The following is a 15,366-nucleotide window of genomic DNA, read 5'->3' as shown; positions in this document are numbered from 1 at the left end:
ATTATGGCCATCAACGCAAATTTACGTTCTAGAAGCACCCAGATAATGAATCTAATGGAGCTACTATCAAGTAGTACCTCAAAACCAATAATTACGTCCTCAAGTTCAACATTAGGTATTAGCCAAGTTCGCGATGCAAAAGTTAACCAATGTGCTGAGCTTATTGTTGATTTTGTACTAGATGATGAATACATAGAAGGACAAACAAGTAAATCTCAGTTATATATTGAAAACTTATACTACCAAGATCCTCAAGTTCTCAAGGATAGCTTTCAGAAAGCTTGGTTAAATATTTACTCACATGGTGAACACGCAATGTTCACATTTATAAGTATTGCATCTTCAATTCGTTATGAGTGGTTAGAGGATCGTGCAGACACCTTGATTTTTGCTGGTTACTGTCATGCCAGTGGATTGGTCAATGAAGCAACTATTAGAGCAGTTGAATCTTGGGAGCAACCTGGGCACATAGCTTTATTAAAAGAAATGAAGCCCTTAAACATACTGTGGCTAGAAGAATATAAACAAAATGTAATCAGGTACTTAGAGACTTTGTGATGGCATATTTATTACGAAAATTCTCCCTTAGCAAATGGCAAAATAATCTCGAAAACAACCATGAAAATTATGAAGCAGACGCCATTACAGGCTGCACAAGAACAAAAGGAAATACACTTTCAGTTTGGCAATCTGCCACTACAAACTTTGATGATGATGAGGTAAAAGATCTCATCGTTGCTTTGGCTATTTCAATGGATGAGCCAGCGACTATAGATGTACTTTGGTTAGAAGAAAATTGGCTAGCTGAAAGTGGACTCGAAATTGAGTCCAAGCTTGCAAATACTAAATTTTCACGTATTAATGACAGACATAAAGATTTAGTTAATCTTGATCACAGCAAGCTAGGTATTATGGCTCATCATATTGTGAATCAGGCTAAAGATACTAATAAGCGTAAAAAATTTTTGAAATCAGAAGTTATAGAACTTGTTGCCACATGGTCAATGAAAGAAGATACCTTTCATTTAGAACAACTTAAACCTAAATGGCAAGAAGCAGTAACAGAAAAGATAAAAAGAATGAACGATAAAAAGTAGTATCATATTCTTCGCCCACTACCTTAAGTGATTAATATAAATTGGGTTCTGCTTTGCTCCAGTCAAAATTATATTTGACTACCGTATACTATATCTCATACCACATCATCTGGACGCATAGACAAATTTATCAAGAAACCCACGGTTAAATTCTGCGGTGAAACAACAGAATTGGGGCAGGTAGGGCAAAAAATACTCCGAGGTTAACGGGATTAAGCACTGACATGGAAGTGACCGTCCGTGACATGGATGTCACGGTCGAGCATACAAGGACGTACTTGCTGCGTGTCACTGAAATGATAGTGCTTAATCATTTTACAAGTACATCAAGGATGTGAGTACGGCTCTAGGGAGCTATGCTCGACAGATTCAATCAACGCCAACTTCTGAGCGCGGCTTAACTTTTTAACTGCGATTTCACGCCTTAGCGCATCCCCGTGACTGCCGACGACTTCTTGATACATCGTAAGCGTAACGCCAACCACACATTCCAATCCTAACTGATCAACTTTACCCTGTCTGCCATTATCAACTGCCAGGGTAATCATCATGCACCGTACCAAAGAACAATGGCTGGCCTTGTTTGCCGAGCAAGCCCAAAGTGGTCTCACCCAAACTGAATTTGCAAAACGTCAGGGCATCATTCCTACATATTTTAGTTATCGCAAGCGTCAGTTGTTGGCGTTTCAGGATGATGACGGTGGCTTTGTTGAGCTGACGCCACAGGGTTTGCAGCTGAATCAATCCATTTTGCTACGCAAGCGCGATATCGAATTGCAGTTTCCAGCCGGCACCGATGCACAGTGGTTAGCAGCCTTGCTAAGAGCGCTCTGACCATGAAAATGTTCCTCGATGTGCCTAAGGTCTATTTGCATAAACAGCCGGTCGACTTTCGTAAATCCATTAATGGCTTATCGTTGCTGGTCGAGCAAGAGATGCAGCTCTCGCCATTTAGCGGCGCACTGTTTGTGTTTTGTAATCAGCAGCGTACCCGGTTAAAAGTACTGTACTGGGATAGCACCGGGTTTTGCCTGTGGTACAAACGGCTTGAAAAAGACAAGTTCCGCTGGCCACGGCAGATGCCTGGCAAAATACTGTCTATTAGCGAGCAGCAATGGCATTGGCTGTTGCAAGGTGTCGATATCCAAAAAATCACCGCCCATCAGCCACTGCATTACCAGAGTGTGGGCTGATATGACGATCGGCTATAAATCCTTATGATCGCATCCAAAACAATCTAAATTTTACCAAGCACTTAGCTAAATTGGCCGTTACAATAGCGGCCATGAAAAAGACACCTCAATCCTTACCTGATGACGTTGCACTGCTCAAGAAAATGCTGCTTGAGCAGACGCAAAAGCTTGAGCGCAAACTGGCGCAAAAAGATAAACGCATCGCCAAATTAGAGCGGGTTAACCAGCAACTGTCGGACAAGTTGCAGCAGTTGCTGGAGCGTTACAACCTGAAGAAGTACCAGAAATTTAGCCCCAGCAGTGAAACCTATGAAGGTGAAGGCGAGGTGTTAAATGAGGCCGAACAGCTTATTGAAGACGAGTCAGTAGCGACAGAGCCAGATACTCAGACGACCGAGAGCGCTAAGAAAGCTGCTAAGCCACGCCGCCCACGGATTGCCCCTGAGCTGCCGCGCGTTGATGTTATCCATGACATTGACGATAAAACCTGTGCTTGCTGTGGCCATGCGCTACATCAAATGGGTGAGGAAGTCAGTGAGCAAATCGAGTTCGTACCGGCACAAATCCGGGTGCTCAGAAACGTGCGGCTGAAATACAGCTGCCGGCAGTGTGAAACCACGGACACCAAGGTCGACATTAAAATTGCCGATGTGCCACCGGCGGTTATCCCTAAGAGCATGACCACACCGAGTCTGCTTGCCCAAATCATCAGCAGCAAAATGCACTATGGCTTACCGCTTTATCGTCAGGAGCAGTTGTTTAATCAGGCCGGTATTGAGCTTAGCCGTCAAACGATGAGCCGCTGGCTGATAAGCTGTGCAGAGAAACTGAAACCGTTACTGGCGTTAATGAAAGCTGAGCTTCTGAAACAGCCCGTGCTGTGGGCAGATGAAACCACGGTTAATGTGCTGGATGTTGAGAAAAGCACCTGTTATATGTGGGTATATGGCTGTGGCTTAGAAAAAAGTACCGGCCCCAAGCTCGTGCTGTTTGATTATCAGGATAGTCGCAGCAGTAAACATCCCACCGACTTCCTGGCGGGGTTTAACGGTTATCTGCAGGTCGACGGTTATGCCGGATATGAGAAAACCCACGCAACCTTAGTCGGCTGCTGGGCGCATGCCAGACGCAAGTTCGTCGAAGCCCAAAAAGCGCAGGGCAAAGGCAAAACGGGTAAGGCCGATGTGGCCCTTAACCATATCCAGAAACTCTATGCGCTGGAGAGTAAATTAAAAACTGCGCCGCCTGATAAGAAATATGAAGCCAGGCAAACGCTAGCCAAGCCGTTGCTCGCGCAATTCAAAAGCTGGTTGGATAAATCAAGCGAGAGTGTCACGAAAGAAAGTTTACTGGGAGCGGCTATTACGTATAGCCTGAATCAGTGGCCCAAGCTTGTCCGCTATCTGGATGATGGCTGTCTGAATATCGACAACAATCGTGCGGAGCGCGCCATCAAACCGTTCGTGATTGGTCGCAAGGCGTGGTTGTTCGCTAATACCAAGACGGGAGCACAAGCCAGTGCGGCACTGTACAGCCTGGTCGAGACCTCAAAAATCAACGGACTGGAGCCGTATGATTACCTATGCCGCTTATTAACCGAGCTACCCAAAGCCAACACCCAAGAGAAACTACAGCAACTCCTGCCTTACTGATCACCAGCCACACCGCAAGGTGTGGTTGGCGTTACGCTTACGATACATCAAAGTTAATGGCCCTTTGCCGCGCAGGTACTTTGCCGCTTTGGGGCTGCTTGATTGATGTTCGTTAAAGCGGCGTGCGACATCTGTGGTGATGCCAGTGTATAGGTGGCCATTGGCGCAGCGGATAAGGTACAGATACCATGTCGAGACTTGTTCTATCTCTAACGTCGCACCTTGCTCCGAAGTCACAGCTTGCTCAGCTCCTAGCGCTTCTGACTTACTATAAAGCTGAGTTTGGTTAACAGCTGGCGCTTGGCTAGCCCCTTTTTGGGGGCTAGCCGAGGGAGTTGAATTAGCGGCTTCAATCACTAAATCGGTCACCCGTTGGCGCCTACTTAGTCATGCCTAGCAGACTTAAGAAGAAGGCATATTCCTGCGCTGTGTCTTGGTACTGGCGATAACGACCACTCTTGCCACCGTGTCCTGCATCCATATCGACGTGGAATAACAATACCTTATCGTCGAGTTTGTACCATTTATTTTGCACTTCGCGCAGTTTTGCTACCCATTTAGCAGGCTCGAAATACTGCACCTGTGAATCATGCAAACCCGTGGTGACCAACAGGTGTGGGTACTCATGGTCGGCAACATTGTCATAGGGCGAGTAGCTGAGCATATAGTCGAAATAGGTCTTGTCGTTTGGATTACCCCATTCATCGTACTCGTTGGTAGTGAGCGGAATCGACTCATCGAGCATGGTCGTGACCACATCCACAAAGGGCACGTGTGCTGCAATGGCAAAGTACTTTTCAGGCGCCATATTGGCAATCGCGCCCATTAGCAGCCCACCAGCACTGCCGCCCGAGGCCACCACTTTATTTTTATCACCATAACCTTGCTCGGTTAAGGCCGTAGTGACATCGATAAAGTCATTAAAGGTATTCTTTTTATTCAGTAATTTGCCCGCATCGTACCAAGGGCGGCCTAACATTTCGCTGCCGCGCACATGGGCGATGGCATATACAAAGCCACGGTCGAGCAGACTAATAACCGACGACGAAAAGTCAGGCTCAACAGTGTAACCATATGAACCATAACCATATTGGTACAGAGGGTTGGTGCCGTCTTTCTTGAACTTATCCTTACGATACACCAAGGACACCGGCACCTTAGCGCCATCGCGGGCGGTGACAAATAACCGTTCGGCGCGGTATTGGCTGGCATCGAAGCCGCCGAGCACTTGTTCCTGCTTAAGCAGATCGCGTCTATCAGGATTACTTAAGTGGTACTCATAAATCGTCTCGGGCGTAGTCAGGCTGGAGTAGAAAACCCGTAACTTATTGCTATCTTGCTGGGCATTAACATCTAAACCCAGCACATAGGCGGGCTCATCAAAACTCAGCTCAAAGGGCTTTTGACCATTGAATGGCATCACTTTAATCCGTGTCAGGCCATTTTCACGGGTTTGAATAATCAGGTAATCCTTTAGCACCAGCTCATCTTCAAGCCGCGCATTGGGATTGTGAGCAACTACTTCCTGCCATTTGGATTTATCGGCGGCATCCTTAATCGCCACTTTCATCAAACGGAAGTTAGTCGCCTGCCAGTTGGTGAGAATGTAATAACTATCACCCAGTTTAGAAACGCTATATTCATGGCCTTCTTCCCGCGCAAGCACAGGTTTGAACAGGCTTAAAGGATCGTTTGCATCCAGCACTGACACTTCGCTGGTTGTGGTGCTCTCGTGGAACAGCACAATTTGCGACTCATCTAAACTCTTGCCGAGAGAGATGTAATAAGCATCGTCTTGCTCCTCATACACCAACACATCTCTCGATTGTGGCGTGCCGAGTTCGTGGCGATACACGCGATAGCCCAGCAGGGTTTGCAGATCTTTGGCGATATAAAACACATGGCGATTATCATTGCCCCAAACGATACGACCCTCTGTGTTTTCAAGCACATCGGTGATCATGGCGCCGGATTCAATATCTTTAAAGTAGATGTTATACACGCGGCGGCTTAACACATCTTCACCGAAGGCCAACATGGTTTCATCTGGGCTGACGCTAACGCCACCTAAACCATAAAACTCATGGCCCTTGGCGCGTTCATTCACATCGAGCATCATTTGCTCAACCCCGTCACTGCCTTTGCGGGCGATCAGCGGATATTCGCTGCCCTCTTGGTAGCGGCGGTAATAGCTATGCTGGTGCCATTGGTACGGCACACTCGACTCATCGGCCACTAAACGCCCAGTCAGCTCGTTAAACAACCCGTCTTGCAATGACTTAAGCGGCTTAAAGTAAGCTTGGGTATAACGATTCTCAGCCTTAAGGTGCGCTAATACCTTAGGATCTTGGCGTTTATCGTCGCGCATCCAATAGTAGTCATCGGTGCGTGTGACGCCGTGCAAGGTCATCACATGGGGGATTTTTTCCGCAACGGGCGCAGAGACTTGCCCTTTTGGAGTGGAGCAACCGGGTAATAACATAGCAAGACCTAAAGTAAGCAGCAGAGTGCGCATGTATACGTCCTTGTGACGTTCAAACACCATCGTAAGATACGACGGCAAGCCAATAAGTTGATGTGCCGGATATGATATACCCAAGCTAGCTCAAGTTGCGAGTTTCCTAAAGATTGCGCTTGCTTAAGGATCACAAGGCATTGTGCGCTTGCGCAAACATTGCCCAATTTCCGGCGCGATGTTGTTGCCATCACCAATAATTAGGCGCAACATAACCGCGTTTTTAGGCTAAAGCCTATCAACAATTCTCAGGGCGGGGTGAAACTCCCCACCGGCGGTAAATAGTGAGGTGAATAAATTTCCCCACACTAAAGCCCGCGAGCGCCCGAACGCAATTCGGGGTCAGCAGATCTGGTTCCCTAGCTTGTCTCGTTATGGTTAAGCCTATCGAGCGCTACTATTCCAGAGCCGACGGTAATGGACTGTTTGCCGCAAGCAACAGTACTGAGTCCGGATGGAAGAGAATGTAAGACAACACTTGGATAATTGGCATTAACTTGAGCTAAGTATCCCTGCTGTTAGCCTCATATTTTGCAATCACGTTTTTAAGCCTGCGCTTAAAGCGGGTCGATTGCTACAGCACAATCCCCTTTAGGGTAATGGCTGTATTTCTGCACGCCCTGATTCTGGATATTCCCATGTCGTATTTTTGAAGGATATTAACCATGAATCAGTCTTTACTTGCTCCTTTTGGTACTGCTATCGAACGCGTTGAAGCGGGTCTTGCTGCCCTGCGCCAAGGCCAAGGTGTGTTGGTGGTCGATGACGAAGATCGGGAAAACGAAGGCGACTTAATTTTTGCCGCCGAGTCACTAACCAATGCGCAAATGGCCATGCTCATTCGCGAATGCAGCGGTATCGTGTGTTTGTGTTTACCGGACGAAAAGGTCAAAGCCCTTGAGCTACCACCTATGGTCGAAAACAACTCGAGCCAATATGGCACAGCGTTTACCGTGAGTATCGAGGCCAAAGTGGGCGTCACTACAGGGGTTTCGGCCGCTGACCGTGTCACCACCATTAAAACCGCCATCGCCGACAATGCTAAGCCAAGCGATTTAGCTCGCCCAGGCCATGTGTATCCGCTGCGCGCTCAACCCGGCGGCGTGTTAACTCGCCGTGGCCACACCGAAGGCACTATTGATTTAATGCAACTGGCCGGACTCAAGCCCGCAGGCGTGTTATGTGAAGTCACGAACCCCGACGGTACTATGGCGCGTCTGCCTGAGATTATCGCCTTTGGTGCAGCGCATAAAATGCCTGTACTGACGATTGAAGATATCGTGGTTTACCGTAAGTCGTTATTAGCCAATGTAGGCTAAATTTGACCCCATAAACGGGATGCAATTTAAAGGACGCGTGCGAAGGCCCGCGTCCTTTTTTATTTAACTTCGATAAAACACTTTGGTTAAGCATCAAATCACGCTAGATATCACAGACAGCAAAACAATTTATCTGCTAGGAGAAAATTTCATCAATAAAAATATAATCTTAAGTGTATATAATAAATAGCTGAATTTCGTGAGCTAGATTAGATATCCATAAACCAAGGGTCGCGAGCGACAGACTTGTATGTTAAATATTCGCACCCAGTGCCTGACCTTCCGCTTTCACCCCATCAAGGAAATTCCTTGATTTTTTATGTCTCAAATCAGGCCAATTGAGGAGTAAGTTTGTATGCCATCCACGCTACAGCATCTCAGCTTGAAACAGAAACTGATTCTGTTTTCGCTGCTACCTTTGCTGATGATGAGTATTTTTGTGCTGTCGCGAATGTATGTACTTGTGAAAGAGTATCGCTTTGCCACTCAAAACCATTTGGCAATACAAACTACTTCAAAAATCAATGAATTACTCTATCAACTTCATAACGAATATGGATTAAGTACCCAATTACTCCCAGCCACTACGCCTCAAGATGAAACTCGTCTATTGCAACAGCAACAACTGACCTCTGATGCACTAGAAGCACTGCTTAAAAGTCCGGCTTTGCTTGCGTTGAATACTGCGTTAAGTGGCCAACTAGCATCGACCCAGTTACAGGAAAAACTGACGAGTTTAACGCTGCTAAGTCATAAATTGGCATCGAGCCGCCAAGAAGCGCTCGATCAACACCCATCTGCATTTATCGATTTATATCAACAATTTAATTCTGAATTAATGCAGTTAATCCAACAACTGCAATTACTCACCAATGATATTAATCAATCAAGAGCCTACGCAGATTTACTGAATCTACTGATGGTGCAAGAGTTGGCAGTGAAAGAACGCAGCGCCATCAATCGTATGTTGTTGTCAGAAAGCCTCAGCATTAATGACTACAAAGCCATCAATACCATTATGTATGAATATGGCCAAGCCATCTCCCATGCCAGCAATGCCTCAATATCAGACAGACATTCCCTCATCCGCCAGATACAAGCCTCACCGGAAAGCTTGCGAATACTTAAAATCAGTCAACAAATAGAGCAACAGATCCATATCAGCACGTTAGTACAAAGCATCAACGCCCATCTGGGTTACGATGGGTTAATCGATAGTTTTCAAGATTACTTATTAACGGGTAGCCTGATATCGCTTGAGAAGTTCAATCAATCCTTAGCCACGATTCAGCAAAAACTCGCAGAACTTAACCGCGAAACAATCAACCTGCCTTCACTTGCGCCTGCAGTACAGATTATCGAAGAGAGTATCAACCAGTATCAATTCTGCATGTCCAAGATCTTACAATTAAAAGATCAAAAACTATCGCTCGCTGAAATCACCGCCCTTGCCCATATCAACGATACCAACCTTGCTGGTGCCATCAATAAATTATTAATGCCTCCCCACCCAGTGAGCAGCAAACACTGGTGGACATTAACCACAGATAGAATCAATAAGCTGAACGCGCTCAGTAATGAAATCACGCGTACCATGGCTCGCCAGAGTAATGAACAACAACAGCATGCGCTAACCTTATTAGGTATTTATCTGCTCTCCGCCTTATTTACCGCCACCATCACCCTGTGGCTAGGGCGGAAAATCATTCGTAGCTTTATGGATAAAATCACCCAAATTGCTAATGATATGCAGCGAATGGCCGCCGACCCGGAGTTGAATATTCATATTGATGTGTCAGGCTCAGATGAACTTGCGCGGATGTCTCGGGCGATGAACCGTATGCTGAGCGAGCGCCAGAAAGCGAATCAAGCGCTTAATCGGGCCGCGGCGGTCTTTAACTATTCGGCCGAAGGCATTATGGTGACGGATGCCGATAACCATATCGAATTAGTTAACCCCGCCTTTAGCCAGATCACAGGCTATAGCTTAGAAGAGGTGAAAGGCCGAAGCCCTTCAATTTTAAGCTCAAAACGCCATCCAAGCCATTTCTATACCGCGATGTGGGAAGCATTAGAAAAAAACGGCAAATGGGAAGGCGAAATCTGGAATAAGCGCAAAGATGGCCAAGTGTATCCCGAGTATTTAGCCATTACTGTAGTGCGTAATGAACGGGGTGAAATAATCCAACATATTGGTTTATTTATGGATATCAGTAAACGTAAGCAATATGAACAGGATCTGTGGTACCAGGCACATTTCGATACGCTCACCGGATTACCGAATCGCAAACTCTTTAATGAGCGGCTGCAGCATGAAATCCAGCTCGCCCAACATGACTCCCGTAAACTGGCGATTCTGCTGATTGATTTAGACCAATTTAAATATATTAATGACGTACAAGGCCACGCCACAGGCGACTTATTATTACAAGATGTGGCCAAGCGACTGGAAAATATTGCTGGTAAAACCGACTTTGTCGCCCGCATCGGCGGGGACGAATTTGTGCTTATCCTTCCGCGTGTCACCAATGAATTTGCGATCGAGCATATGGCAAGCCATATCATCGAAACCCTGTCGACGCCTTTTAGCTTGAATGAACGGGAAATTCAAATTTCCGCCAGCTTTGGGATTGGAGTTTACCCAGAAGATGGGCTAGATGTCAGCTCGCTGACCCGCAACACCGAAATGGCCATGTATCAGGCAAAAGACGCCGGCCGCAATAACTTCAAATACTTCACCTCGGGAATGAACCAAGCCATGTTTGCCCGTATGGAGCTTGAACAGCGGCTACGCCGTGCCGTGGCACAGAATGAGTTTACGCTGCACTATCAACCGATTGTGGAGATGAAAACAGGTAAAGTCTGCAGTGTTGAAGCGCTGATCCGCTGGCAAGATCCGGATTTAGGCTTAATCCCTCCTGACCAGTTTATTGGCATCGCTGAAGAAACAGGACTTATCGAACCTATGGGGGAATGGGTGCTCAACCAAGCGATGCACGACCTCAGACAATGGCAACAACTTGGCTTACACCTTAACGTGGCTATCAATGTTTCAAGCCGCCAATGTGTAAATGCTCGAGGTTTAGGATTTGATCAAGTGCTGCAAGAATGCTTTAACCGCCACCATATCAACCCAAGAAACGTGCATATTGAGATCACTGAAAGCATGCTGATGGGCGATGCTAGCCACTGCTTAACCACCCTAGAATCCATCCGTCATTTAGGCTCGCAGATTTATATCGACGATTTTGGTACTGGCTATTCATCCTTGAGTTATTTGAAGAAATTCCCTATCTCTGTGATAAAAATCGATCGCAGCTTTGTGGAAAATGCCCTGAGCAATAGCTCAAATACCAATTTAGTGAAAGCCATCGTGATGATGGGGCAAAGCCTTGAAATGGAACTCGTGGCCGAAGGGATTGAAACCGAAGCCCAATGGAATCTACTGCGTGATTTAGGTTGCCACTACGCCCAAGGCTATTTGATCTCTAAGCCCCTGCCATTTGCAGCCATTACGCCGCTGCTAAGCCAAACACTACCGGCATTATTACAGCAGCAAGAACCGCGCGAAAAGTGCGTAAATGCTTGATAGATTGACGAAAATCCTGATTTTTGCCCATAAAAAAACAGCCTAGGCTGCTTTTTATGGGCAAAGGTGTTGCGCTTAAGCCTGCGGTTGGCTTTGGGCATTCATAATACTTTCGCCGCCCTTTGAGGCTAATTTGGCAAGATCTTTATCAATAAAGAACAACGCTTTGCCATCTTCACCCACTAAACGGATCTTATCGACAATCGACTTAAACAGCTTTTCTTCTTCATGCTGTTCAGCCACATACCATTGCAGAAAATTGAAGGTTGAATAATCTTGATTCGAAAATGCGGTGTGGGCTAACGCGTTAATCTGACGAGTAATTAACTGTTCATGCTCATAGGTCAGCTCGAATAACGCTAGCAGAGAATCGAACTGTGACTGAGGTGCTGCAATGGCGCCTAATAGAGGTAAACCACCGGTTTCACTCACATAGGTGAACAAACGGCGCATATGGCCCATTTCTTCATCTGCATGTTCGCGCATAAATTTTGCTGCGCCTTCAAAGCCTTGATCTTCACACCATGCACTCATTTGCAGGTATAAATTAGAGGAGAAAAACTCCATATTAATTTGTTCATTCAACTTTTCGATCATGGTTGCAGACAGCATAGTTAATCCTCTTGGGCATTCGCACTTAAATCATCGGCTCACATTGTCATGAAGGGCGGCAGCAAAAGCAACAAAATTTACCTTTGTTGACTTAGCTAAGTTAATGATTCATTGATAAAAATGATTTTCATTTGTTCATAGAATCGCGTTTAGTACCGCACGAACGGTACTGCAAACTCAAGTATAAAAAGAGTAAACCTTAGGCAACACTTAAGGAAAACTACCTAACAAATCACATAAACTCCTATGCAGATCATAGCCAAGCAAGCGCAGCGTGGCATAATAGCTCCCATATTTGCTCCAACCCTTTGCCCATAAGGAAGACCCGATGTCCGTGAAAGCCGATCCTTGTTCGCAACCTAGCTTAATGCATCCAGATCAAGCCATTCCCCTTCTGCTTGAGCAGGTTAGCCCAGTGTCAGACACCGAAGTCGTTACACTTCCCCACGCGCTTGGCCGCGTGTTAGCAGAGGACTTGGCCTCGTGTATCGATTTACCCCCCTTCGATAACTCATCAATGGATGGCTACGCTTTTCGCTTTGCCGATTTAAACAGTCAAACCGAGCACACCACATTAACACTGATTGGTAGCTCCTTCGCAGGCCATGGCTTTGAGGGTGAAATTACCCCCAACTCCTGCGTGCGCATTATGACGGGCGCGCCAGTGCCTGCGGGTTATGACACAGTGCAAATGCAGGAAGAGACCCAAGCACAGGGCAATCAAATCCAAATCAATCACCCTAAGGCTAAGGGCGCCAATGTGCGTTGCCGCGGTGAAGAGCTGTTGCAAGGCACCAAAGTGCTGAAAGCGGGCATCGAAATTAAAGCCGCCGAGCTCGGTGTATTAGCCACCATTGGCGTGAGTCAGGTGCGGGTTTACCGCCAACTCAAGGTCGCATTTTTCTCCACCGGAGATGAGCTGCGCCCCGTGGGCAGCGACTTAGCGCCAGGGCAAATTTACGACTCCAACCGCTATTCAATCCAAGGGTTACTCAGCCGTGCCAATGTGGAATGGTTGGATTTAGGGGTTGTCGCTGACGATCCAGAGGCGATTCGCCATGCATTTCGCCATGCCGCGAGCCAAGCGGATATGGTATTAACCTCGGGCGGCGTATCCGTCGGTGAGGCAGATTTTACTAAGCAGATCCTTGATGAAGAAGGCAAAATCACCTTCTGGAAACTCGCCATCAAACCAGGTAAACCCTTCGCCATGGGACGCATAGGCAAAGCAGTATTCTGTGGTTTACCGGGTAATCCTGTGTCCTCTATGGTGACCTTCTACAAGCTGGTGTGGCCAATTCTAAACAAGATGCAGGGCTTAACCCCAAAAGCGCCACTGATGTTATCGGCTACCCTGACGACACCAGTGCGTAAACAGCCCGGCCGCGTTGAGTATCAGCGCGGTATTTTATCCCGCAATGCACAGGGCGAGCTGGAAGTCGCCATTACAGGCAGTCAAGGGTCGGGTATGTTGACCTCTATGAGTTTGGCTAACTGCTTTGTGTTGTTAGAACAGTTCCAAGGTGACTCGCCAGCGGGCACAAAAGTCATGGTTGAACCCTTTAACAGCGTGCTTTGCTAAGGTCTTTTTATGAATCAACAAGTAGACATCCTTAGCGATAGCGAACTCACCCGCTACAGCCGCCAAATCTCGATCAAGGCGATGGATATCGATGGCCAAGAACGCTTAAAACTCGCCAAAGTGTTGATGATTGGCGCCGGCGGTTTAGGCTGCGCGGCGGGGCAATATTTGACCGTTGCGGGTATTGGCGAGATGACCTTAGTCGATTTCGATACGGTTGAGCTCTCTAACCTACAGCGCCAAGTGCTGCATCAGGATGCCACTATTGGCCAACCTAAAGTCGAGTCGGCCAAGCAGCGCCTTAATCAGCTCAATCCTCACGTTAAAATCAATACCATCAATGCGGTATTGGATGACCATGAGATCGATGCCTTAGTCGCCAACCACAGTATCGTGGTCGATTGCACCGATAATGTCAGCGTGCGTGAGCAGTTAAACCAAAGCTGTTTTAAGCACAAGATCCCACTGATTTCTGCCGCCGCCATCCGCATGGAAGGCATGGTCACCGTATTTGACTATCAAGCGCAAACGCCTTGTTATCATTGCTTTAGTTCACTTTTTGGCGAGCAGCAACTCAGCTGTGTCGAATCCGGTATTCTTGCGCCTGTCGTCGGTATGGTCGGCTGCTTGCAGGCGGTTGAAGCAATCAAAATCATCACGGGTATGGGCAAAACACTGGCAGGACGAATGCTGATGATCGATGCTATGACCATGGAATTTCGCGAGATGAAATTACCCAAGCACCCTCACTGCAAGATATGTGGTGAGTAGCACATTAACCTTTAATATTCAGCACGCTTTTTACAATTAAGGAATGACAAATCAAATGGATACTGAAAATAGCGTATTTGACCGCCGCACAACCGATGACCCCATTATAGGCGCGGGTGTCTATAACTTAGTGATTGGCTTAACCCTCGTCTGGGGTTTTGCCGTGAACTATATGATGGTCAGCTATATCGACCCCGAGGCGATTGCCAGCGTGAATCCGTGGGTGTTCTTTATCGGTTACTTTGCCTCCTGCTTCTTGGGGATTTATCTGTTCCAATCTTCAACTAATCCCCTCGTCAGCTTTATTGGCTATAACTTTGTAGTCGTGCCCTTTGGCCTGATTATTAATATGGTTGTCAGTCAGTACGATCCCGCATTAGTTACCGAAGCGATTAGAATAACTGGCCTAGTCACGATTGCCATGATGTGTTTGGGCACCCTGTTTCCAGCGTTTTTCCAAAAAATATCTGGGGTACTCACCATCGCATTACTATTGGTGATAGTGGTCGAACTAATTGAAATATTTATCTTTAATACCCATCACGGCATTTTAGATTGGATAGTTGTGCTGATCTTTTGTGGCTATATTGGCTACGATTGGGGCCGCGCGAACCAAATCCCGAAAACCGTCGATAACGCCGTCGATAGCGCCGCCGCTTTGTATATGGATATCATCAATCTATTTCTGCGTATTTTGCGGATTTTAGGACGAAAATAAGTCACTCAATGACAAGGAAAACAGCATGAAACTAACCTCACCACTGTTAATCGGCATCATCATCGGCACCAGCTTAATCGGCTGCGGCGAGAAAACCGAGCCAGCAACAAACGCTCAGGCTGAAACAAAAACGGAAGCGAAAGCACAAATCGCCAACCCGGCATCAGAGTATTGCGCCTCCCTCGGTGGCATATCGGAAATCCAAAGAACCGCAGAGGGGGAACACGGTATGTGTACCTTGCCAAACGGTGAACAGATTGAAGAGTGGGCGCTATTTCGCCGCGACCATCCACAGGAAAAGCCCAGTAATTGAGGCTG

At 46.8% G+C, this 15,366-nt stretch carries 15 protein-coding genes and 1 riboswitch; of the genes, 11 read left to right on the top strand and 4 right to left on the bottom strand.

What is annotated here, in order from left to right; all coding sequences use genetic code 11:
- The first annotated feature begins 3 nt into the window (after window positions 1–3).
- Both CEQ32_RS16935 and CEQ32_RS16930 read left to right on the top strand, forming a co-directional pair.
- Window positions 4–558 carry a hypothetical protein gene (locus CEQ32_RS16935; RefSeq protein ID WP_055647601.1) on the top strand — a complete coding sequence of 185 codons (555 nt, stop codon included), beginning with the start codon at window positions 4–6 and terminating at the stop codon, window positions 556–558.
- Window positions 558–1,097, top strand: coding sequence for a hypothetical protein (locus CEQ32_RS16930; RefSeq protein WP_055647602.1), 540 nt, complete (start codon window positions 558–560; stop codon window positions 1,095–1,097). The genes CEQ32_RS16935 and CEQ32_RS16930 overlap by 1 nt, the downstream gene beginning before the upstream one ends.
- Window positions 1,098–1,423: 326 nt before the next feature.
- Here CEQ32_RS16930 and CEQ32_RS16925 read toward each other — a convergent pair whose 3' ends face one another.
- Window positions 1,424–1,648, bottom strand: a complete 225-nt coding sequence (locus CEQ32_RS16925) for a hypothetical protein (RefSeq protein WP_088586489.1) — start codon at window positions 1,646–1,648, stop codon at window positions 1,424–1,426.
- Here CEQ32_RS16925 and tnpA point away from each other — a divergent pair.
- The 3 genes from tnpA to tnpC all read left to right on the top strand — a co-directional run bounded on the left by tnpA (window position 1,647) and on the right by tnpC (window position 3,942).
- Window positions 1,647–1,931: an IS66 family insertion sequence element accessory protein TnpA gene (tnpA, locus tag CEQ32_RS16920; RefSeq protein ID WP_088585668.1), complete on the top strand. Its 285-nt coding sequence runs from the start codon at window positions 1,647–1,649 to the stop codon at window positions 1,929–1,931. The two genes, CEQ32_RS16925 and tnpA, sit on opposite strands and share 2 nt — an antisense overlap.
- 2 nt (window positions 1,932–1,933) lie before the next feature.
- Window positions 1,934–2,290, top strand: a complete 357-nt coding sequence (tnpB, locus tag CEQ32_RS16915; RefSeq protein ID WP_057786146.1) for an IS66 family insertion sequence element accessory protein TnpB — start codon at window positions 1,934–1,936, stop codon at window positions 2,288–2,290.
- A 92-nt stretch (window positions 2,291–2,382) separates the two neighbouring features.
- Window positions 2,383–3,942 (top strand): IS66 family transposase, encoded by a 1,560-nt coding sequence (gene tnpC / locus CEQ32_RS16910; protein ID WP_088585667.1) that lies wholly within the window; start codon window positions 2,383–2,385, stop codon window positions 3,940–3,942.
- Here the strand turns inward: tnpC and CEQ32_RS16905 are convergent, their stop codons facing one another.
- Together CEQ32_RS16905 and CEQ32_RS16900 are read right to left on the bottom strand one after the other, a co-directional pair.
- Window positions 3,943–4,311: a GIY-YIG nuclease family protein gene (locus CEQ32_RS16905; RefSeq protein WP_226871839.1), complete on the bottom strand. Its 369-nt coding sequence runs from the start codon at window positions 4,309–4,311 to the stop codon at window positions 3,943–3,945.
- Window positions 4,312–4,321: 10 nt separating this feature from the next.
- Window positions 4,322–6,457 carry a S9 family peptidase gene (locus tag CEQ32_RS16900; protein WP_069453833.1) on the bottom strand — a complete coding sequence of 712 codons (2,136 nt, stop codon included), beginning with the start codon at window positions 6,455–6,457 and terminating at the stop codon, window positions 4,322–4,324.
- Between the two features lie 240 nt (window positions 6,458–6,697).
- A riboswitch (FMN riboswitch) is annotated at window positions 6,698–6,927 on the top strand.
- A gap of 195 nt (window positions 6,928–7,122) precedes the next feature.
- Here CEQ32_RS16900 and ribB point away from each other — a divergent pair.
- On the top strand, window positions 7,123–7,776 hold the full coding sequence (gene ribB / locus CEQ32_RS16895) for a 3,4-dihydroxy-2-butanone-4-phosphate synthase (RefSeq protein ID WP_037416362.1): 654 nt from the start codon (window positions 7,123–7,125) through the stop codon (window positions 7,774–7,776).
- A gap of 355 nt (window positions 7,777–8,131) precedes the next feature.
- Window positions 8,132–11,365 (top strand): EAL domain-containing protein, encoded by a 3,234-nt coding sequence (locus tag CEQ32_RS16890; RefSeq protein WP_069453834.1) that lies wholly within the window; start codon window positions 8,132–8,134, stop codon window positions 11,363–11,365.
- Window positions 11,366–11,440: 75 nt separating this feature from the next.
- On the opposite strand, the gene ftnA is transcribed toward CEQ32_RS16890, so the two are convergent.
- Window positions 11,441–11,977, bottom strand: coding sequence for a non-heme ferritin (gene ftnA / locus CEQ32_RS16885; RefSeq protein WP_037416358.1), 537 nt, complete (start codon window positions 11,975–11,977; stop codon window positions 11,441–11,443).
- A 328-nt stretch (window positions 11,978–12,305) separates the two neighbouring features.
- On the opposite strand from ftnA, the gene glp reads away from it, so the two are divergent.
- Genes glp through CEQ32_RS16865 form a run of 4 tightly spaced genes read left to right on the top strand, consistent with a single transcriptional unit; the run spans window position 12,306 to window position 15,361 of the window.
- Window positions 12,306–13,559 carry a gephyrin-like molybdotransferase Glp gene (glp, locus tag CEQ32_RS16880; protein WP_037416354.1) on the top strand — a complete coding sequence of 418 codons (1,254 nt, stop codon included), beginning with the start codon at window positions 12,306–12,308 and terminating at the stop codon, window positions 13,557–13,559.
- Between the two features lie 9 nt (window positions 13,560–13,568).
- Window positions 13,569–14,330, top strand: a complete 762-nt coding sequence (gene moeB / locus CEQ32_RS16875) for a molybdopterin-synthase adenylyltransferase MoeB (protein WP_037416352.1) — start codon at window positions 13,569–13,571, stop codon at window positions 14,328–14,330.
- A gap of 55 nt (window positions 14,331–14,385) precedes the next feature.
- Window positions 14,386–15,048: a Bax inhibitor-1 family protein gene (locus tag CEQ32_RS16870; protein WP_037416350.1), complete on the top strand. Its 663-nt coding sequence runs from the start codon at window positions 14,386–14,388 to the stop codon at window positions 15,046–15,048.
- Window positions 15,049–15,073: 25 nt separating this feature from the next.
- A complete protein-coding gene (locus tag CEQ32_RS16865; protein ID WP_037416348.1) occupies window positions 15,074–15,361 on the top strand; it encodes a DUF333 domain-containing protein in 288 nt (95 codons plus the stop codon).
- Window positions 15,362–15,366 lie beyond the last annotated feature (5 nt).

Source organism: Shewanella sp. FDAARGOS_354 (genome assembly GCF_002209245.2).
Taxonomy (GTDB): Bacteria; Pseudomonadota; Gammaproteobacteria; order Enterobacterales; family Shewanellaceae; genus Shewanella; species Shewanella xiamenensis.
Note: the sequence above shows the minus strand (reverse complement) of the source record. Positions and strands in the feature narration are given on the sequence as shown.